The following is a 20,481-nucleotide window of genomic DNA, read 5'->3' as shown; positions in this document are numbered from 1 at the left end:
AATGAGGAATACCATTTTGGAGGCATTGTCCGACAATATTGTCATTGATAAGGACAAATGTATATATTGCGGAGAATGTGTCGACACCTGCATCCTGGATAATTTAAGAATGAAACTGGCCCCCTGCAGGCAGGCCTGCCCATTGGGATTGAACTGCCAAGGCTATGTCCAGATGATTCTCCGGGGAGAAAACGACCTGGCTTTAGAGATGATCGAAAGAGTCCTTCCGTTTCCGTCAATTCTGGGCAGAATCTGCTCAGCCCAGTGCGAGGCAGGATGCCATCGTGGAAAAACGGACGGGCAACCTGTTGCGATCAGGGCTCTTAAGCGTTACGTTTCAGCGACTTCTGAGGCCATTGATCTGCCTTTGCCTCCCATGGCAGAAACCAATGAAAAGCATTGTGCCATTATAGGCTCCGGCCCTGCAGGCATGATTGCGGCCTGGGATCTGCTGGTTAAAGGATACAGGGTCACCGTCATCGACTCCGAAGATGAACCCGGCGGCATGCTCAGGTGGGCGATCCCCTCCTTCAGGCTTCCCGATATCGTCCTCCAACGGGAATTTGACCGGTTAAAAACCATGGGAATGATATTCCAAGGAAACACGAGGCTGGGCAAAGATATTTTCCCGGACAGGCTGGCAAAAGAGTACGATGCCGTGATCATAGCCACCGGATGTCAGAAGAGCAAAGAACTGAACATTCCGGGCGAGGATTTACCCGGTGTTCTGCATGCCCTGCCCCTGCTGCATGGTGTCAGGGAGGGACAAGCTCCAGAAGTCGGCAGACAGGTCGTGGTCATCGGCGGAGGAGACGTTGCCGTCGATTCGGCCCAGACGGCCCTCCGGCTGGGTGCCGACAAAGTCACCATGGTCAGCCTTGAAGATACAGATATCCTGCCGGCAGGGAAAGAGGCACTTGATATAGCTGCGGCAGAGGGCATTGAAATTTATCCGTCTTGGGGTCCAACCCGCATTCAGGCACATGACGGAAAACTCACCGGGATTGAACTGCAGCGCTGTCTGTCCGTATTTGATGCTTCCGGCCGGTTTGCCCCGAGTTTTGACGACTGCATCTTAAAAGACCTGGAAGCGGATACGGTAATCGTGGCCATCGGTCAGGAAAGAGACCTGGACCCATTTAACGGCCAAATCCCCAGATACAACGAACTGACCTTGCAAACGGAACAGGAAAATGTCTTTATAGCCGGTGACGTTAAAAAGGGGCCGTCAACGGTGGTGGAAGCGATGGCATCGGGGAGGGTAGCTGCAGAGAGCGTCCACCGGTTCCTTTGCAAAGAGCACTTAAGCTACGGCAGGAGATATGAAGGTCCCATAGAAAAAAATTATGATATTGATACATCCGTTGGAACGGATGCGGCCAGGACCGTTCCTGCCCGGCACACCAGCGGCAGGGAAGGGGATTTTAAGGAAATTGAGCAGGTCCTGACGGACGAGCAGGCCCGTACCGAAGCCGGGCGGTGTTATTCCTGCGGTGCTCCATTCGGCAAATTCAGGACCTGCTGGTTCTGTCTGCCCTGCGAGGTGGAGTGTCCAACCGATGCACTCTGGGTTGAGATCCCGTATCTGCTGAGATAAATACAGGTTTCCTGTCCTGATATAGAGGGAGGAGCCTAAATAAAACATCAGTTAAAAAGGAGAACCAAAATGAAAAAAATTTTCATGTTGTTCACAGTATTGATCATGATTGCAGGACTTTTCCCAGGCTCTGCCACGGCCAATAATTACCCCTCAAAGCCCATCACCATCATCATACCATGGGGCGCCGGCGGCATGACCAATGTAAGCACCCGGATGCTTGGCGATAAGATGAAAGAGATTCTCGGACAACCCATTATCTACATCAACAAACCAGGGGCAAGCGGGTTGATCGGAGTGCAGAGCCTTAAAAAAGCCAAACCAGACGGGTATACAATTGCCTCAGGACCCATGACCAGCGCCCTTACCTCCCCCTATCTCCTGGGTTCAGATCCTCTTGCTGTAGATGATTTCGATTATATCGGCAGTTATATGCCCCAGGAAAGGGTCCTGTTTACTACGCCGGACAAGCCCTATAAGACCTGGGAAGAGTTTATCGATTACAGCAAAAAGAACCCGGGAAAGGTATCCGTTGGTTCGGGTGGGGCTCAATGGGCCCTCGGGGTGATGAAAAGCATTGCAAAAAAAGAAGGGATCAAGTGGAAATATGTCATGTTTAAAAGCGGAGGAGCTGCCTCTTCTGCAATTTTAGGCGGCCACGTGGATGTATGTGAAACCGGGACCGGAACACCGGCATATCAATCTGCACGTCAAGGCAAACTAAGGGTGCTGGTCGATCTTGGGTCGGACAAGGTTCCCTTTTTCCCGGAGACCCGGAACATGAACGATCTGGATTATCCCTATGCAACCCTGCTGGAATACGGGATGATTCTTCCAAAGGGAGTCCCGGAAGAAATCAGAGCAAAACTTGAAAGCACCCTGAAAACAGTAATGCAGGACAAGGCTCTCATGGATAAAATGGGAGAAACCGGTTTTACACCCCGCTTCGTTGCCGGCAACCAATATAGGGAAATCGTTAAAAAGGCGGTTGAATCCATCTCTCCACTGATTGAGTATACAAAAGATGTCCACTGATAATGGATGAAATCTGAAAAGCGTGCGTTACCCGCATCTTCATTTGACAGAGGATTTCGGTTTCTAGCGCACGCCCAGATTACAAAAGGAGATTTTGAGTGAATAACGAATTGAAATTGGGAACACTTCTGCTGGCATCCGCCGGGTTCCTCTGGTTCTATGCCATCCCTTATCATATTAAAGGATTTGAGCAGGCATTGTTTCCAAGGTGCCTCACAATATCGATGCTCATTCCCTGTATGCTGCTTTTCATTGAAGGGATCAAAAAACACAAAACCGAAGGGGAAAAACAAACCTCCTCTTTAATATCCTCTGCGTCACTCAAGTCTCTTGTCATTGTTCCCTTGACCATGATCTATGTATTCCTGATCAGTATCATTGGATTTTACGTCACAACATCTCTGTTTGTTTTTCTTTTCATGCTTTTTTTCGGGGCACGCAATTGGCTGTCCATTTGCATCTATTCAGTTACCGTCCCGGCAATCGTCTATATCGTGATCAGAAAAATCCTGTCGTTTCCTTTTCCAGAAGGATTTTTGTTTTAAAACTTATAGAAGGATAGTGCTATGATAGAGCATTTCTTAGGCGGATTGAGCATGGTTCTTGTCCCGCAGAATTTACTTTGGGCCGGCGTCGGAGTGAGCTGTGGTATGATATTGGGGTCCATCCCCGGGCTGACCGATAACATGGGAATTGTCCTCTTTCTTCCCTTTACCTATTATCTAGGCCCCATAGCCGGTATTGCAATGCTGATGGGACTTACCAAAGGCGGTAACTTCGGGGGCTCTATCCCGGCAATCCTCTTTAAAATTCCGGGTACCCCCCAAGCCATGGTGACTTGTCTGGACGGTTACCCACTGGCCCAGGAAGGAAAAAGCGGCAAAGCCATGAAACAGGCTTTGTTTTCATCGGTTGTTGCCGATGCCCTAAGCGACCTGATATTAATTTTTCTGGCGGCTCCCGTGGCATTGATCGCCCTTAAAATAGGTCCACCTGAATATACCTCCATCATCATTTTTTCTTTGATCGTCATCAGTGTTGCTGCATCGGAATATCCTGTACGGGGAATTATTGCCACTGTTTTAGGACTCTTACTGGGTATCGTCGGCACAGATCTCGAATACGGTACCACCCGTCTTATCTTCAACACCCTTGATCTGGCCGACGGGTTTCATATCATGCCCATGGTGATCGGCATGCTTGCCTTCTCCGAAGTCCTGCTCCAGCTTGAAAAGGAATATTCAAAACGGAGGATTGAAAAATTATCTGCAAAAGACCCGGATAAAATCGAGGTGCGATCTGAAGACCACAGCTTGCGCTGGGCCGAGTTCAAATCCACCCTGCCGACCATCTTCCGTTCCACAGGCATTGGCGCGGCAATCGGCATTATCCCCGGTATCGGGACCACCGTAGGCTCCTATCTAAGCTATATCATGGCCAAGCAATCCTCCAGAAACCCTGAAAACTTCGGTAAAGGATCCCTGGAGGGTATTGCTGCGGCTGAGGCCGGAAACAATGCCGTAAACGGCCCCAACCTCATTCCCCTGGTCACCCTCGGCATCCCGGGCAACCTGGCGGCGGCCCTGATTCTGGGCGGATTCATGATGAAAGGCCTGGTTCCCGGCCCCACCTTTATGCAGACCAACGGGGATATGCTGTATGCCTTATTTATCATTCTTTTTATCAGCAATCTTTTTACCCTGGGGATCGGTTATTATTATATTAAAAAAGTCAACCGAGTGGCGGAAGTTCCCAAATCCTACCTGTACACAGCCATCATTGTCTTCAGCATCATCGGAAGTTATGTGGGATACGCCAGTATGTTCGATGTCTATATAATGCTGGCCTTTGGTGTGGTGGGATATGCCCTGACAAAGTTCAAGATCAATCTCCCCACGGTTATCGTGGCTTTTTTTCTAGGGCCCATGCTGGAAGCAAAACTTCGCCAGGCCCTTCTCATATCAGGTTACGACGTAACGGTTTTTATCACAAGACCCATTTCACTCGCATTTCTGGTATTTACCTTTGCAGCGGTCATCTTCCTGATTAAAAGAAAGAAAAGTGTGATGCCCGCAGACTAAGCCCAATTTAAATTTTAACACCCCCCCTATTGAAAAATGAAGCAGCCATATGGAAAATCACCCATGCCAGATTCTTTGAACCATGTTAAAAACACGGATCCCAATGAAAAGCGCGGCCACTTTGTCACAAGTGGCATACGGATCGGTCTGCCCCTTGTGACTTCCAGGGGAATGAAAGAAGAAGAAAGTATTAAAATCGCAGAATATATCTGTGATGTACTTGATTCGGATGCCAGCATACCCCGGGTTGCAGCAGAGGTAAACGCCCTTTGCAGAGAGTATCCTTTATACACTTGAACTATCGAAAAAAATTGAATACAAGATAAAACAATCGACATTTGGAAAAAGCAATCAATTAAATGCCTGGAAGCAACATGAATAATGAAATCGAGCAAATGGGAAAGCTTATCGGCAGTTCCATTCCCTTCCGCCACTCAGAGGATATGGGCAGTCCCCTCTATTTTCAACTGGCCAAATCCATACAAATGCAAATCGAGAAAGGGACACTCACTCCAGAGACAAGGCTACCGTCGGAACGAAGAGTTTCCGCACTGAACAATCTGAGTCTTGCAACCGTCCGGAAAGCATTTGAAGAACTGGTCCGTAAGGGATTTATCCATCGGGTTCAGGGGAAAGGCACTTTTGTTACCTCTGCTTCGGAGCGATTGAAAAAAATCCGTTTTTACCAATTTGTCGATAACTTTGAGAGTGAACATTTCAACACCAGTTTTATTTTTCTGGGTCTGAAAATTGTCAAAGGAAATCAAAAGATCTGGGATTATTTAAATCTCAGCAAGGGTCAAGAGTTATTTGAGCTAAAACGGCTGGTTCTACCCCAGAACAAACCCCTTGTTTATTGCACCTCTTATTTCCCCCGGAAATTGTTTAAAGGATTAGAAAATTACAGCCAGAGTGAACTTGAAAAAAATCCCCTATATATCTTTCTGGAAAATGAATTTAATATTCCCATGATCAGTCATATAGAACTTTTCGGGGTTTCCTTGGCAGAAAAAGAAGTCGCAGATCACCTTAACATAAACCTGGGCCACCCTTTGCTGGAAATCGAAAAACTTATCTTCACCCATCAAAAAAAACCATTTGAGTATCGAAAGAGCCTCTGCCTGACCGATGACTTCAAGCTGAAAAAAACATTTAGCGCAGACAGGCCTTTTTAAAGGATTTGCCGTTTCGGGATAACCCAATCGGTACCGGATGAATAATCCTTGAAAGCATCCATCTGTCACACTCTATTTTTTGTAAATCTGTATCTGTTTTGAGTAAGAGAGCTGAAGTATGCTCAATCCGAAATCCGACATTTACAACTTTTAAAGGAGGACAATATGGACACGGATCATGGACGGATCTCTTTATCAAATATTCTCGGAGCCAGGGAAATCCTGAAAAATTATCTTTCACCCACACCCCTGGGACGGTATCCGAGCCTGGACCGTCTGATCGGCGCCAAGGTCTTTATCAAGCATGAAAACCACAATCCCACGGGGACCTTTAAGATCCGGGGCGGAATCCATCTCATGCATCAGCTGAAAAAAACCGGGACAAGGGGTGTCATCACCTATTCAACAGGCAACCACGGCACCTCCGTGGCGGCCAGCGCACGGATCTTTGATCTGAATGCGGTGGTGGTGGTCCCGGAAAATTCCAATCCCCTTAAGGTCCGGGCCATCCAGGATGCAGGGGCCGAGCTGATCGAGTATGGAAAGGATTTTGAAGAAGCCGGGAAAAAAGTGGAAGAGCTTGTGGCGGAACAGGGCCTTTACTTTGTCCATCCGGCCAATGAAGCCCGTCTCGTCAACGGGGTGGCCACGGAATTTCTGGAGATCCTGGAAAGGGTTCCGGATCTTGACACCATGCTCATCCCCATTGGTGCAGGCAGCGAGGCAGCCGCCGCCATCACCGTTCTCAAAAAGATCCGCCCTGAAGTGGAAATCATCGGCGTGCAGGCAGAAGCTTCCAAGGCCGCTTATCTGTCCTGGAAAGAAAAGAAGATTCTCTGTTCATCCAACACCACCTTTGCCGGCGGAATTGCCACCGGACAGGCCTATGAGCTCCCCTTTTCACTCTATAAAAACGGGCTGGAAGATTTTATCCTTCTCACTGAAGAAGAGCTTTATGAGGGAATCGCCCTGGCGGCCCACCACACCCGGAACCTTACCGAAGGGGCGGGTTCGGCGTGCCTGAGAGCTGCTGTCAAGATCCGGGACCGGCTCAAGGGAAAGAAAGTGGCGGTCCAGATGAGCGGAGGGAATGCCTTTGCCGGGGAACTGCAAAAAGCCATGGCCCTGACCTGTCTTGAAAGCGGAGAGGTCGAATAACCCCCAACCTTAAATTGGCAAAGGAGATGGCGCCTTTCTGGTTTTGGTAAGCTAGGGGCAAACTCAGCCGGTGCCGTCCCTGGTAAAATCACCCGATCCTGTGATATCGTAAAATTTTAATCAAAACCTCAACAAGGAGAATTTCATGCTCAATTTTCAATTATCTGAAGCACAAATGGAAATCCAGCAGCAAGCCAGGGAATTTGCCTTGAAAGAAGTCCTGCCCGTTGCCTGGCATTATGACAAAAAAGATGAAATCCCCGTATCCATCCTTGAAAAGGCCTTTCGCGCAGGGATGATGAATTCGGACATTCCAAAGGAATTCGGGGGCAAAGGCTGGGGCCTGGTGGAAGGGGCCATCATTACCGAAGAGATTGCCGCAGCCTGCCCGGGAATCGCCACCTCCATTTTTGACAACTCCCTGGGCATGGAACCCATTTATCTGTGCGAAAACAAGGAAGCCCAAAAAAAATATCTCTCCGACATGGCAAAAAACTTCAAACTGATCTGCTTTGCCACCTCTGAAGCATTCATGGGATCGGATGTGTCCGGCATCCGCTGCCGGGCAAAACAAGACGGGGAGGATTATATCCTTAACGGCACCAAATTCTGGATCACCAACGGAGGCATAGCCGATTACATGACCGTCTTTGCCACCATAGATCCTGAAAAAAAGCATGACGGCATCTGTGCCTTTGTGGTCGAGCGAAACTGGAAAGGGGTATCAAGCGGCATCCCCATTCCCAAGATGGGACAGCGCTGCTCCAATACGACCGGTCTTTCCTTTAAAGATGTCAGGGTCCCCAAAGAAAACGTCCTTGCAGGACCCGGCCAGGGATTTATCCTTGCCATGAAAACCTTTTCAAGGACAAGGCCCATCATCGGATCCTTTGCCGTGGGAGCGGCCCGGTCCGCCATGGAGTTTGCCGTTGAATATATAAAGAAAAGAAAAGCATTCGGCACCCGGATCTCCAATTTCCAGTCCCTTCAGTTTAAGATTGCCGAAATGTACCAGAAAATTGAAACCGCAAGGCTTCTGGTCCTCAAGGCGGCCTGGGAGGCCGACAATACGCCGGATGCCACCATTTCCGCCTCCATTGCCAAGATGTACGCCACAGAAGCGGCCTGGGAAGTAGTGGATGAAGCCATGCAGGTATTCGGCGGATTCGGTTACACCAAGATGTTCCCCATTGAAAAGCTGCTCCGGGACATGCGCCTTTACCGGATCTACGAAGGCACCAGCGAAGTCCAGCGCATGATCCTGTCCGGTCATGTGATGAACACATACCAGCCGGTCATGCCCCCCATGGCCGATATCCCCCTGTCCCGCGAAAAACCTTTAAATTCCGGGGAACCTGTATGGCGCTGTACCATGTGCGGCCATGTCCACTACGGAGATGAAGCCCCGGAAGAATGCCCGGTCTGCCTGTTTCCCAAGGCAGCCTTTAAAAAATACGGGGAATGATTCCTGAAACATTGAACGAAAATTCAGATGATCGAACCGGGCCTGCTCCCCAAAAAAACTGCCCCGTTTCCGGTATAACCGGAAACGGGGCAGTCCGCATCAGAGTATGTCTTAAAGAGGCTTGGGTTTACATACGTTTTCAGCCTTTGCAGCACTTCGTCCGCATCCCTCGCAGTAATGGGTGGCCGGTTTGATCAATGCAATATAGGCCTTGGGGTCCTTGACCTGGAGTTCGTCTTCGATATGTCCGCATAGGGTTTTCTGTTCGTCATCACTCATTGTTTTGGTTCTCCATTAAAGATTAAGAAATTGATCTGAATTTCTGCCGTCTGAATTAAAGTATGAACGAATCTTGAGCGGTACGGCATTCTTAAAAAATAAGGTAGCCATTGGGAAGGACATGTCAAGCCGTCCATATCCTGTTCTTCTCGGGACTTTTATCGAATAATAGATCCATACAGGTACTATGGGTACTCTCTCAAAAGCATCTACCGAATTCGCTTGAAACTGAACGTAAATCAGCCAAAGTTCTTTTCTTGAATGGACAAAGATTTTTATAACATTGCCTTCCGGCAGCTCTGGTTCCGGTTTATTTTCCCTTTTTGCCGCCGGATCCGCGCACCTGCATGAACCGCTGGAGAACCTGGAACCAGAACGGGGCGCCCAAAGAGACGGATAACGCACTGATCAAAAGTCCGGTTATTTTTGACATCCATTCCCCCCATCCCCGGGGGATCCTGTTCCAGCCCAGTTTCAAACCGGATTTTTCCAGATTTGACACGGCCCTGGCATAGGTTTTCCTGGCCTCTTCCGTCTTTTCCTCTGCCCGTTCCTTCAGGGTCTCATCCGAATCCGAGGACTCTACAATTTCAGTCTCTCTGTTTTTTCGTTCTTCCAACAGCCTGTCAGCGGATTCTACCAAAGCGGTCCGGGACTCCGGGTTCACCGACAGGTGACGGACAATGTCAATGGTGTCTATGTTGCCAAGGATCACCAGGACGGTGGAAAAACCGATGGCGATATACTGGGTTTTGCGCTTGAACCATCCGGCCGCCCTCTCCATGGATTCGTCAAAATGGATTTCCACCTTCTTTTTAAACCGGTACAGATCCCCCTTGGATTGATCATGAAACACCAGGAGAAGATCCTTGATCCGGTTTTTCCCCGGCTCTCCCGGCATGGTATCCAGCCCCTCTTTCAGATTCTGGAAGCTTCCGTTTCGGTTTAAAATCGATTCAACAACCTGGCCGATCATCTCCGTGGGGATATAGGACGGACGCCCCTTGGCCCCCCTGCTGAGGGTCTGGATCATGGGATGTTCATAAAAGGCGTCGATAAAGGCTTTGTTATTTTTGCCCACGGATAAATCTCCCTGAAAAAACTCATCCATCCCCTTTTGAAGGTTCTTGCTCCTCAGTCCCAGTACACTTGAAACCGCCTCCACCATAGAGGTACAGGCAATACCAAAAGACAGATATATGGTAATCAGGCCGACCATCACATCCAGCATGTCGAGTCCAAACATGATCTCTCCGGATTAAATTTATGAAAGTTTGATTGCTGTATCTTTTTCATAAAGGCCTCTGGTTTTACAGAAAAGGATATGGGACATCGTTACAGCAATTAATTTAGAATAGCCGATATAGATATCGGGGGCAACCTCTTAAAACCATTTTCATTTTTCCCCTCTGATATCCCATAGCGGCTATTCATCCTTTGAAGGATCATTTCATCTCAAATATTTTAAAAAACTGTGAATTTATCAATTTGCCACGTCCGCCCCCCCCGATTTCAATTGAAATTCTGGGGTCGATATCTTTCCTGATTATGATCCGTTGTTCATAGGTGCCATCCAAATGATCAATGACGGAACCCATAGGTTTTCCGCCTTCCACCTGAATATTCACCTTATGGGCCTGGCCCGGTCCCAGCAGGTTGCCGAATTTGTCCGCCGGCCGGACCTGAATCACAGCCCCTTCCAGGATACGTTGAAATTTAATCTCAGACCGGTCAGGGTCAAATTCACCGGCTTGAATCACTAGGGAAGCATTTTGACTCCTGCTTACACTTCCGCAATTGGATTCTGCCCCCAGCTGATAGGAAAGGTGATAATCCCCTGCAACCATGGTATTCTCCATAAATGCACTGTAGATGCCATCCCCGGCCAGCCAGTCACCGTTTTCCACATTACCGTTGTCCAGGAGCTGGATCGACCATGTCTTGCGTCGGTTCAGCAGCTCTGTGAATTCCGGATCATTACCCAGTTGTCTGAGCCGTTTTTCAATGACGGCATTTGTCTCGATCCGATACGGTTTGAATTTCAAGGGCAGGGGGAATTTTAATTTCGGCATTTTGATTTGAGCCCGGGGCAGCCATTCCGCCAGCAGATTGCCCCGGCTGAGGGCAGGCGCTGAAACAGATACGGATACTGCCTTGGCTTCGGCAAAGGGCCGGCCATATTCTGAAAGCCTGGCTGTAAGATGGATTTTTCCGCCCGCATACTGCATTCCGGTATCATGGGCAAAGGCGTAGCTGAAACAATCTTCCTCATCCACGATGACAGACTGCTGAAAGCCGAGTGTCCGGCTGGTAGTGTTTTCCAGTTGGACCATCCACTCGCCGGTAAAATCCCCGGGATCCAGGGCACGGTCAAACCGCATCACCGTATAATGCTTCCCGTTTCTAATCTCTGCGGCAACCGCCTGATTCTTACCGGGTGTGGCAGCATGTATGGACACGGCATTCTCCTGCATTTTCCCTTTCCAGGACAATACCAGTGTGAGATTTTTGGCGGTCTCATTGACCGGAAAACGGATCAGATGCGTTTTTCCTCCAGCGAGATTTCCCGCATCGGTTTTAACGATTTCCAGGGTATTGGCCTTGAGGCTCTGGACCAGATCATCGGTATAAAAAAGATCCAGTTCCGCATCCGGCGTGGAGGTAAAATGAAATGCCCCGTTTGTCTCCACGGCGATTCTCTCGATCAATTCTTCGAAACCGGCCCCGCTGACCCCTGTCCCGATGGTATGGATCTGGACATCATGTTCATCGATGAATTCACCATCCGGCGAGCTGGGAATCCCGCCAATGGTCAAGGCCGTACCCGGGTCACATCGGAACGCCCCAAAGGGCAGGGTCTCACCGCTACCATAGTCTTTTATTTTCAGACGGGACGGGGTCCCCTCTTCACCGACAAAGGGATTGATGCTCTGCATACCGTCGCTGAAAAGAACAATGGCGCGTTTATTGTTCCCCAGGGGATCAAAGCTGTCAAAGGCCTCCTGCAGGGCTGCGCCCATGGCTGTACAGCCTGAGGCACCGACAATTCCCACATGATCGATGATGTTCAAAAGATGGGCATCCAGGTCCAGGAGCACGGAAGGCGCTCCTGGAATACCGGAAAGATCCGTGCTGAAATAGACCACTCCGATCTTATCGTCTGTGATGGCATGAAGACTCCAGGTTTCCAGGAATATCTCCACGGCCTGCCTGAGCAATTCGATTTTTGTGGCCACGGGCCCTCCTCCCGGAGGTGCAGAGTTCATGCTGTCTGAGATGTCCAGGGCCAGGATAAGATCAAGGGGTCTGCGGACCGGTCCGTTGTCCGCCACCAGGGAAAATGGCTGTGGGCCTTCGGGAACACTGTGGCCCGCGATACTGACTTCCCAGGTGCCCTGAACAGGGGCATCAACCGCCACCTGCTCCAGGTTATTGACACGATCGGCCTGATTCTGCTGCGCATCAGCCGACGGAGAGGCCGGGTCCAGAGTCCAGGGATAATGGCGGGTTCCGTCGGGTGCGGTGACAACCAAGTCGAGATCGTTGATCAGGGCCGGGTCGGCACCGTCGGCTGCGGCCGGATCATCCCAGGCCAGTGTAATTTTCAGTGATGGAGTCCCGGCTGCCACTGCCAGGTAATAGGTTTCAGATCCGCCGTGATCCACTTGGTTTTCCAATGCTTCCCGCCTCTGCACAGATGTAATTGCGGCATCCACATCTACAACGCCGAAACCCGAAGCATAGTCGGGCCCGGGGTTATACCAGGAGGTGGCGTTGTCCAGGTCCCGGGCCGTATGAACCACAAGGGCCTTATAGGTGGAGGGCAGGGGATCGGCCCGGCCGGGAAACTGTTCGCGCCATGCATCCAGAATCAGGGCATAGCCACCGGAAACCTGGGCTGCTGCAGATGAAGTCTGGCCATACCAGCCATACCGGAAATCATCCGGATCTGCCGGGTTAAAACGATAGGGAACACGGAAATCCTGCTGGCTCGGGTTGCCGTAGGTTTCATTTCCCCAGGCATCGACTTCCCGGCCGTAGGGGTTGTCGATGAAGGTAATATTCCCGTCATCTGCCCCGTTATGATGACCGGACGCCACCACCTCGGGCTTGATCCTTCCGTCCAGGGTGGGGCCCCAGGAGCTGTAATCGGACATCTTATCGTTGTCACTGTCCACAGCCCCCACGGCCAGGATATTCTTGGCTGATTTTGGGTGGTTGAGGCTGCCGTAGTTCTCAAAGGGAGAAGCTGTGTTGGCCAGGCAGTCATAGGTGTAATCCTCCAGGTCCGAGTCCCAAATTCCCCGGCGTTCATTGCCGGCGGAAAAGATAATGGGGATCTTTCGTCCCAGGGAGCCGTGAACGATATTGTCCAGAAATGGGGCACGCCCGGCATAGGCGCCATAGGCGAAATCCGCGCACCCCGAATCCCCCCAGGAGTTATTGGCCATATCAATGCCGTCGTTAACAACGGCATCCTGGACATCGTCCATGTAGTTGGTCACGGAATCCACAGGGTCCTGGTATGCATAAAAACTGATGAAGGCATCCGGCGCCATACCCCTCCACTGGAGGGGGGTCCCTCCGTTTGCCGCTGCCAAGGATCCGTCTCCGGCGATCATTCCCGCCGTCATGGTGGGATGGGCAAAACCCTCATCCGGGTAGGTCGGTCCGCCGTCCCCTTTGAGGGCGCGGCCGCCGAAATCCGGATGGGCAGCGTAAATATGCTCATATTCAAAGACCCCCACCGTAACCCCGGTGCCCTCTATACCTGCTGCCTGTACAGGGTCGGCACCGATAAACGACCTTGCCCTGTCTGATTCCGGCAGTCCAGGGCCAAGGGCCGGATCAACATATCGCACGGCATTAATGGCCGCGACCGAATCCAGTTTCCCCTCGGGCACGGATACGACGATCACCCCCAGATTTTCTCCGGCATCCCGGAGAATTTTCCCCCCAAGTTTTTCCAGTTGCCGGGCAACCCCGTTGAAATCTGCCTCCTGGAACAATTTTACCATCAATTCGATTCGGCCTGGCTCCCGGCCGGCATATGCCCCTGTTGTTTTTTTCTTCAGGGACGGCGCCAGCTTATCCCGATTATCCAGGAAACCGACCCAGCGCAGAGGAATGCTCTCTATCTGTTCAGCTGTCAGAGAGGTCGGAACAGAGGCAAGCCAGGCATGGCCGGACAGGGGCGTCTCAAGCCGGATGCCCAGATCTTCAAGTGTCCGGCGCTGGCGCAGCGTGGGAATATGGTCGACCTGGAGGAGTATATTGGCATGGGAAGCATCGATTTTTCCCAGTTCCAAAGCAATGGCCGTGGAGTCCATCTCTTTGGGGGTGAATTTGCGATCCCCGATCTGAATTCTAAAGGGATCTGGTTTGATCACCGCGCAGGCGGCAAGGGCATTGATAAGAACGACACATAGGATAAAGCGACAATAATGGCTTTTCATTTTTTATTCCCTCCTTTACGAATGTTTACTTAATTTTTGCCAAAGCCGTTTAATGCCCTTGGGTATCAGGGGTATGGATACGATGGCCAAAGGGATGCTGGTTCTAAAAGAGAATTCCATTCCGCCTGCATGCCACCATGTGTTTGGCACAGGTTTAGGAGAGAATCCGAATCTTTTTTAAAAGGAAATGAACTTGGGAATGATGATGTGATACAAATTTTTTGAAAAAAGCTGAGAGAGAATGCCGGGTGTTGCCCAGAAGGAACTGAAGAGGCTGGACGTAAAATCACCGGAAACTTCTAAAGAAAAGGAAATTCAAAGAAAGGATAATAGGGCACGGCTCCGCCCTTTCGGTTATTCTTCGGCCACGTTAAGAATTTCACTGCCCTAGTATAACCGAAGATACCTATATAACGGATATCGTATTAAAATACAACCAAGGCTATGCTTACTGGATTTTTACGGACGAGTTTTGTTTCTGCGATTAATCACGAGCAGAAGGACAAGAAAAAATAACCGCAACCGCCCAAAAGCCTACTTGAGGGCCTTAACCACCATCCGGTTGGTCATGGTGCCGTAATCCCCGGTTTCCTGGCGGGCCATGAAATCCTCCTGGAAAGAGAGTTCGAAAAACCCGGTCTCCCCCAGCATCCGGACGATCTTTTCAGGGCTGTAAAGGCGGATATTGTAATTGCTGTCCCTTAAGCAGCCCCTGTCCCCACAGGTAACAATTTCCCGGCAGAAGAGGATATCCCCCTCAAGCTCCCGGTTCCGGATCACCCGGATATTTTTTCCCGGGTTGTGAACCGAGACCGGATTAAAATTTTCCAGGACAAATCTCCTGTCCGGAAGGTCCAGGAGGAATGTTCCCCCGGGCCTGAGGATTCGAAAGGATTCGCTTAAGATTCTCTGGTTTTCCTCTTCCCGGACAAAATAGCCGAATGAACCGCCCATGATCATGACCCCCTGAAAACTTTCCGGGGCCAGGCCGGTATCCCGGGCATCCCCCTGGATAAAGGAGGTGTTCAGCCCCTCCTGCCCGGCCCTTTTTTCTCCCTCACGGACCAGGTAATGGGAGTAGTCCAGGACCGTTATATCTGAGAAACCCCGCCGGGCAAGCTCCAGGGCATGGCGGCCCTGGCCACCGCACAGGTCCAGAATGGAATCGGATGGATCAAAACCCAGGGCCGATTCAATAAAGTCGACTTCGCTGGAGGTCAGTTGAGGATCGCAGACAGAACGGCCGTCGGTCAAAAGATAGAGATCATCAAAGATCTCTTTCCACCAGTTTTCATTGGCTAGGGGGTTCACTGGTTTTCATGGGCTCCGAAACTGAAGATCCCGTCGGATGCGAAAATAGCGGGAGAACCTTTCCAGGGCTGGGACCTTGCGATTTCAAGTTCCTCGGGTTCGATATCGATGTAGGAGTCCAGGCCACCGTTCTGCCACATGGACTCCAGGGTGAGGCAGTCCTCCCAGATTCCCCGGCAATAGGTTTCAAGACGGTTGATCTGGGCCCGGGTGATCAGCCTGGGGCGGAGGGCGATTTTTATGGGCCCCAGGAGATAGGTAAACCGGTGATCCAGGGCCAGTTTTTCCTGAAATTCAACGGCCCGGGCGACCCGGCCGTATTCCATGTCCAGGATGAGGTCATTGATCTGTTTCGTGGCCTCTCCCACGGTCATATCCGATTCCAGGACCGCCATGGGCTGGACACCGCCTCCGCTTCCCACGTTTGTGGGAACCTGGCCGTAGCGGCAGAGAAATCCGAACATGCCGTCCGGGCCGAAAAGACACCTGAAATCGGTCTGGAATGTGGTCAGGACAACGGACCGGTTCTCCTTGTCCAGTTCCGGAACCTTTTCCGCCCACAGGGCAAGATCCACCTTTTTCTGGACGATATAGGCCCCTTTTTCCAGGGCAAGTTCAACGGCCTTGTCCCCGTCCTTGTAAATTCCTCCCACACAGACCCCGTGGCCGGAATATCCCCGTTCGGGTTTCAGGACCAGGTTGTCCCAATTTTCCCGGGTCCACTCCACAAGGTCTGGAATGGCTTCTCCGTCCGGGCCCGTGGTGGACCTGGGAAAAAAACGGCGGGTCCAGGGAGTCCGTTCAATGGTTTCCCGATGAAAAGAGCCATTGGTTTCAGGATCGGTCACCACCTCGAACATGCTTTTGACGTTGATGGGCTCGGTGCCCCTGGGATTGATGACCCGTCCTTCCCGGACCGCCTGGAGCATGGGGGTAAGGTCGTGCTTTCTGTGCAGGGAGAGGAGGACATCGGTGTTGAAATCCATGAATGCGGCGGAAACAGGCCGGCCCTTGAAACATACCCGGCCGTGGTTTATCTCCAGGGACTGGGGCGCCGTAAGGATCCCGGTAATGCCTTCAATCCGGTCCAGGTGCCTGGCCAGGTTCTGATTTTCCACCACATCTTCCAGGGTTTCCTCTTCGGCCACCACGGCGATCAGCCCGGGATTGTCACCTTCCCTGGCCCTGTGTGCCTCAAGCAGGAGGTTGACCAGGCCGTTTACCGGAAACAGCAGGGGATGATAAAAGTCCAGTTTAATACCGGAGGTCCCTCCCGGAAACAGGTTGTCCCATACAGCCTTGCCGATTTCCTGGGTAATTCGCTGATAGTCCCAGCCCCCCGGGCTGCCCAGGTTCCATTCTGAATGATAGCCGTAAAACTCATGGGATCGGGTCAAAATTCCCCCTATTGATTTGATTCCCCGTTGGCAGTGAAATGCGGCTTTAATAAAGATTCAAGTTCCTTGAAACCGATCTCTCCCCGGCTCAGAATATTTCGGGAAAATTGGATTGGATCATTTTCACCGTATCGGTCAAACAGGGATAGAAAGCGTCTCAGCCCCAAGGTGTAGCACAATTGATAACCCGGGTTCAATAAATATTTCCGGGCGGATGACCGGGCCTGGGACCGGCCCATGCCGGTGCGGGTCAGATATTCGGCCGCTTCATCCGTTTCCATGGCACCGGTCTGGAGTCCCAGGTCGACCTTTCCCCGGACAGCCCGCCACAGTCTCCTTTTCAAAAGCATGAGACGGTCCCGGGGCTCCTGGGTATAATCGGTGAGCCAGAGAAGTTCCTCGGCAAAGCAGGCCCATCCCTCGTAAAAAATCGGCTGTTCCAAGGCCCTGAGTACGGGAGAGGCCAGGTTCCACCGGGAGATATCCAAAAGATGATGGCCCGGCCAGGTCTCGTGGGCGGCCAGGATCCGGTATTCCCTGTTGTATCCCCTTTTGGCTTCGTCCGGGTCATGGGCATCAATCACATAAAACACCCCCCCTGAAGGGGGATGGCCCGGGGAAATGCTGTAACTTGACGCAGCCCGGACCGCAGACAGGTACCCGGGGACCGGCATCACCCGGACCGGATTGGCCTGAAAAATCCGGTCCGATACCAGTCCCGATGATCTGCAGTGAAGACCGAGATTTTGAACTTCATCCCTAAAGATCCCGAGCAGGCCCTCTTCGCCTGCCTTTGGGAGGGGAATGGACTCATACCCTTCCTGCCAGTCCTTCATCCCCATTTTCCGGGCCTCTTTTTTTAATCCCCGGTTTACGGCCTGAATCTCCAGATCCAGTTCCCCATTGACCTCTTGAATGCCCATGCCGCTGTTGATATGGGTATCAATAATCCGGTCCAGTTTTTCCCGGGGCAGGATAAACCCCGGCCGCACCTTAAGATTTTTCAGGCACTCCCCAAACCGGTCCAGGGCCTCCAGGGAAGGCGACAGTTCAGGCAGTTCAGGCAGGAGCATGTAAAGATAATCCCTAGTATCCGGGATCATTTCCATGGCCAGATCCCGGTAGAGTTCAGGAACGTCTTTTAGATTTCTGGCTGCCTGATCCAGGAACTGTGGCAGGGCCCGGGCCCTCTGACCCGCCTCAGACCGCCCCGATTCCAGGGCATTGGACAGGCCCAGGCAGGTGAGGGTCAGATAAAAGGAGGGCTGGGTCTCCCATGTCCGGATGATATCCAGCTGTTCCCCGAGGGTTTGAACCCTGTTTTTGAGCACCCGGATTTCCAGATTCTCCCCCGGAATTAATAAAGGCGAATCAGTGGAAAGTCCATCAAGTTCACCCTCCCATGAGGAAAGCCTTTTAACAAACCCGGAAATAAACTCCGGAGAAAACCGGTCCCAGGTTCCCCAGTCCGGTTCGCGGGCCTTGACCTGGGGAAAATAAAAGAACTCGTCACTGGCCGATGCAATGGGGAAATTGCGGGCAATGGCCTCATGGATCTGTAAACCTATATCTTCAGCAGAATTTTTCAGCATGGTGGCAGGCCACCTGCCTTTCCCCGACAACCCTCAACCTGGGCTGGTTTTCCCTGCATAGATTCGTCATGTAATTGCACCTTAAATGAAAGGTACAGCCCGGCGGCGGATCCAGGGGAGACGGGATCTCTCCCTTGAGCAGAATCCGCTTTTTCCGGGCCTTTTTATCCACGTGGGGCGTAGCGGCCAGAAGCGCCATGGTATAGGGATGGAGGGGATTTTCAAAAATCACTTCCTTTTTACCCTGCTCCACGGGTCGTCCCAGATACATGACCATGATCTCGTCCGAAATCAGCCTGACCACGCTCAGGTCGTGGGAGATGAACAGATAGGCCAGGTTCATTTCCTCCTGGAGATCCATGAGCAGGTTCAAGGCCTGGGCCTGGACAGACACATCCAGTGCCGATACCGGTTCATCCGCCACCACCAGGTCCGGATTGAGCATCAGGGCCCGGGCCACGGCAATCCGCTGACGCTGTCCCCCTGAAAACATGTGGGGATACCGTCGGTACTGCTCAGGGCTCAAGCCCACCTTTCCCATGATAGCCAGCGACTGTTCCCGCCGTTCTTCCCGGTTTAAATCCGTATTTATTTTCAACGGCTCTTCCAAAATTGATCCAATTTTTTTCCTGGGGTTCAGGGAGCCATAAGGATCCTGAAATACGATCTGGACCTTTTTTCTCAGGGCTTTCATCTCCTGGGAAGTCCCTGTGACGGCATTGATGCCGCCCACCTCAAAATCCCCGGCAGTGGGGCGTTCGATCATGGTGATCAGCCTGGCCAGGGTGGATTTTCCGCACCCGGATTCCCCGACCACGGAAAAAGTTTTCCCAGGCTTGATATTAAAGCTTGCCCCGTCCAAGGCCTTCAGGGTCAAGGATCTCTTAATGAGCATCCCTTCCCTTATCGTATAGTATTTTGCAAGCTCTGTGGCCTTAATAATGGTCTTTTCATTCATATTGCGGGACTCCGTTGACAAGAGGGAAATGGCATCTGAACGCACTCTGGCCTTCCTTAACCAGTTCAGGATTTACAGATGCACATTTCTCTTTTGCATATTTGCATCTGGGATGAAACAGGCACCCTGTGGGCCGGTCATATTTCCCCGGAACCACCCCGGGAATGGTGGGCAGGCGTTTTGAATCGACATTTCGTTCCGGCAGAGAGTTCAAAAGAGCTTCCGTATAGGGATGGCGCGGGGCAGAAAACATATTGTCGACCGTATTTTTTTCCACCACCTGGCCGGCGTACATGACCACAACATCCTCAACCGTTTCTGCAATCACGGCCATGTCGTGGGTAATCAGAATCAGGGCCATATTGTTCTTTTTCTGCAGGCCAATCAGAAGATCCAGAATCTGAGCCTGGATGGTAACGTCCAGGGCCGTGGTGGGTTCATCTGCAATCAAAAGGGTCGGATTACAGGCAATGGCCATGGCAATCATCACCCGCTGGCTGATGCCTCCGGACAGCTGGTGGGGAAAGCTCTTCATCCGGTCTTCCGGTGCCGGAATTCCCACCTGCTGAAGCAGTTCCACGGCCCTGTGGTGCAAATCCTTTTTTGAACCGCCCTCATGGACCTTCAGGGCCTCCACAAGCTGGAATTCAACCGTAAAACAAGGATTGAGGCTGGTCATGGGCTCCTGAAAGATCATGGCGATTTCCCTTCCCGTGATCCGGCGTTTTTCTTTATCGGGCAGGGTCAGAAGGTCACGGCCTTTAAAAACGAGCTGCTCTGCTTTGATGATACCGGGATAGGGGATCAGTCCCATGAGGGCCAGCTGGGTAACACTTTTTCCGGAACCGGATTCCCCCACTATTCCAAGTACTTTTCCGGCATCCAGGGACAATTCCACATCGTCTACTGCCTTGAACCCGTCAAAATCAACGGATAATTTCTTTATCTTTAAAATCTGACTCATATTTTTTTCTTAT

The 20,481-nt window shown here is 51.4% G+C and carries 16 protein-coding genes; 8 read left to right on the top strand and 8 right to left on the bottom strand.

All coding sequences use genetic code 11. The features are described 5' to 3' along the window. Nucleotide 1: 1 nt before the first annotated feature. The 8 genes from F608_RS0118170 to F608_RS0118135 all read left to right on the top strand — a co-directional run bounded on the left by F608_RS0118170 (nt 2) and on the right by F608_RS0118135 (nt 8,511). Nucleotides 2-1,597, top strand: coding sequence for an FAD-dependent oxidoreductase (locus F608_RS0118170; protein ID WP_161626872.1), 1,596 nt, complete (start codon nt 2-4; stop codon nt 1,595-1,597). Nucleotides 1,598-1,666: 69 nt separating this feature from the next. Further along, the gene (locus F608_RS0118165; RefSeq protein WP_022667080.1) at nt 1,667-2,632 is read left to right on the top strand and encodes a Bug family tripartite tricarboxylate transporter substrate binding protein; all 966 of its coding nucleotides are present in this window, start codon (nt 1,667-1,669) and stop codon (nt 2,630-2,632) included. A gap of 98 nt (nt 2,633-2,730) precedes the next feature. Then, entirely contained in the window at nt 2,731-3,177 is a 447-nt protein-coding gene (locus F608_RS0118160) for a tripartite tricarboxylate transporter TctB family protein (protein WP_022667079.1), read from the top strand. A 21-nt stretch (nt 3,178-3,198) separates the two neighbouring features. Further along, nucleotides 3,199-4,713 (top strand): tripartite tricarboxylate transporter permease, encoded by a 1,515-nt coding sequence (locus F608_RS0118155; protein WP_022667078.1) that lies wholly within the window; start codon nt 3,199-3,201, stop codon nt 4,711-4,713. A gap of 63 nt (nt 4,714-4,776) precedes the next feature. After that, a complete protein-coding gene (locus tag F608_RS0118150) occupies nt 4,777-5,010 on the top strand; it encodes a hypothetical protein (RefSeq protein WP_022667076.1) in 234 nt (77 codons plus the stop codon). Nucleotides 5,011-5,087: 77 nt separating this feature from the next. After that, nucleotides 5,088-5,888: a GntR family transcriptional regulator gene (locus tag F608_RS0118145; RefSeq protein WP_022667075.1), complete on the top strand. Its 801-nt coding sequence runs from the start codon at nt 5,088-5,090 to the stop codon at nt 5,886-5,888. Nucleotides 5,889-6,053: 165 nt separating this feature from the next. Then, nucleotides 6,054-7,046, top strand: a complete 993-nt coding sequence (locus F608_RS0118140; RefSeq protein WP_022667074.1) for a threonine ammonia-lyase — start codon at nt 6,054-6,056, stop codon at nt 7,044-7,046. A gap of 145 nt (nt 7,047-7,191) precedes the next feature. Next, nucleotides 7,192-8,511 (top strand): acyl-CoA dehydrogenase family protein, encoded by a 1,320-nt coding sequence (locus F608_RS0118135; RefSeq protein ID WP_022667073.1) that lies wholly within the window; start codon nt 7,192-7,194, stop codon nt 8,509-8,511. Nucleotides 8,512-8,622: 111 nt separating this feature from the next. On the opposite strand, the gene F608_RS36245 is transcribed toward F608_RS0118135, so the two are convergent. The 8 genes from F608_RS36245 to F608_RS0118085 form a co-directional block, all read right to left on the bottom strand. Further along, complete coding sequence (locus tag F608_RS36245) at nt 8,623-8,790, bottom strand: hypothetical protein (protein WP_022667072.1); 168 nt, start codon at nt 8,788-8,790, stop codon at nt 8,623-8,625. Between the two features lie 310 nt (nt 8,791-9,100). After that, nucleotides 9,101-10,036, bottom strand: coding sequence for a hypothetical protein (locus F608_RS0118125; protein ID WP_022667071.1), 936 nt, complete (start codon nt 10,034-10,036; stop codon nt 9,101-9,103). Between the two features lie 199 nt (nt 10,037-10,235). Then, complete coding sequence (locus tag F608_RS0118120; protein WP_022667070.1) at nt 10,236-14,246, bottom strand: S8 family serine peptidase; 4,011 nt, start codon at nt 14,244-14,246, stop codon at nt 10,236-10,238. 534 nt (nt 14,247-14,780) lie between these two features. Continuing rightward, nucleotides 14,781-15,557: a class I SAM-dependent methyltransferase gene (locus F608_RS0118110; RefSeq protein WP_027362877.1), complete on the bottom strand. Its 777-nt coding sequence runs from the start codon at nt 15,555-15,557 to the stop codon at nt 14,781-14,783. Beyond that, the gene (locus F608_RS0118105) at nt 15,554-16,954 is read right to left on the bottom strand and encodes a hypothetical protein (protein ID WP_022667069.1); all 1,401 of its coding nucleotides are present in this window, start codon (nt 16,952-16,954) and stop codon (nt 15,554-15,556) included. Before F608_RS0118105 ends, F608_RS0118110 begins: the two co-directional genes overlap by 4 nt. Before the next feature lie 8 nt (nt 16,955-16,962). After that, the gene (locus tag F608_RS0118100; RefSeq protein WP_084681185.1) at nt 16,963-18,546 is read right to left on the bottom strand and encodes a DUF885 family protein; all 1,584 of its coding nucleotides are present in this window, start codon (nt 18,544-18,546) and stop codon (nt 16,963-16,965) included. Next, nucleotides 18,527-19,504, bottom strand: a complete 978-nt coding sequence (locus F608_RS0118090; RefSeq protein WP_022667066.1) for a dipeptide ABC transporter ATP-binding protein — start codon at nt 19,502-19,504, stop codon at nt 18,527-18,529. The genes F608_RS0118100 and F608_RS0118090 overlap by 20 nt, the downstream gene beginning before the upstream one ends. After that, the gene (locus F608_RS0118085; RefSeq protein WP_022667065.1) at nt 19,497-20,468 is read right to left on the bottom strand and encodes an ABC transporter ATP-binding protein; all 972 of its coding nucleotides are present in this window, start codon (nt 20,466-20,468) and stop codon (nt 19,497-19,499) included. The genes F608_RS0118090 and F608_RS0118085 overlap by 8 nt, the downstream gene beginning before the upstream one ends. Between the last annotated feature and the right edge of the window lie 13 nt (nt 20,469-20,481).

Source organism: Desulfospira joergensenii DSM 10085, assembly GCF_000420085.1.
Classification (GTDB): Bacteria; Desulfobacterota; Desulfobacteria; order Desulfobacterales; family Desulfobacteraceae; genus Desulfospira; species Desulfospira joergensenii.
The sequence above is the reverse complement of the archived record's forward strand: the minus strand, read 5'-3'. Positions and strand labels throughout refer to the sequence as shown.

What these genes read in the sequence shown, in the direction of transcription:
- F608_RS0118165 (WP_022667080.1), top strand. Translation starts at nt 1,667, where the DNA reads ATGAAAAAAATTTTCATGTTGTTCACAGTATTGATCATGATTGCAGGA.
- F608_RS0118155 (WP_022667078.1), top strand. Translation starts at nt 3,199, where the DNA reads ATGATAGAGCATTTCTTAGGCGGATTGAGCATGGTTCTTGTCCCGCAG.
- F608_RS0118100 (WP_084681185.1), bottom strand. Translation starts at nt 18,546, where the DNA reads ATGCTGAAAAATTCTGCTGAAGATATAGGTTTACAGATCCATGAGGCC.
- F608_RS0118140 (WP_022667074.1), top strand. Translation starts at nt 6,054, where the DNA reads ATGGACACGGATCATGGACGGATCTCTTTATCAAATATTCTCGGAGCC.
- F608_RS0118145 (WP_022667075.1), top strand. Translation starts at nt 5,088, where the DNA reads ATGAATAATGAAATCGAGCAAATGGGAAAGCTTATCGGCAGTTCCATT.
- F608_RS0118125 (WP_022667071.1), bottom strand. Translation starts at nt 10,036, where the DNA reads ATGTTTGGACTCGACATGCTGGATGTGATGGTCGGCCTGATTACCATA.
- F608_RS0118120 (WP_022667070.1), bottom strand. Translation starts at nt 14,246, where the DNA reads ATGAAAAGCCATTATTGTCGCTTTATCCTATGTGTCGTTCTTATCAAT.
- F608_RS0118150 (WP_022667076.1), top strand. Translation starts at nt 4,777, where the DNA reads ATGCCAGATTCTTTGAACCATGTTAAAAACACGGATCCCAATGAAAAG.
- F608_RS0118090 (WP_022667066.1), bottom strand. Translation starts at nt 19,504, where the DNA reads ATGAATGAAAAGACCATTATTAAGGCCACAGAGCTTGCAAAATACTAT.
- F608_RS0118135 (WP_022667073.1), top strand. Translation starts at nt 7,192, where the DNA reads ATGCTCAATTTTCAATTATCTGAAGCACAAATGGAAATCCAGCAGCAA.
- F608_RS0118085 (WP_022667065.1), bottom strand. Translation starts at nt 20,468, where the DNA reads ATGAGTCAGATTTTAAAGATAAAGAAATTATCCGTTGATTTTGACGGG.
- F608_RS0118170 (WP_161626872.1), top strand. Translation starts at nt 2, where the DNA reads ATGAGGAATACCATTTTGGAGGCATTGTCCGACAATATTGTCATTGAT.
- F608_RS36245 (WP_022667072.1), bottom strand. Translation starts at nt 8,790, where the DNA reads ATGAGTGATGACGAACAGAAAACCCTATGCGGACATATCGAAGACGAA.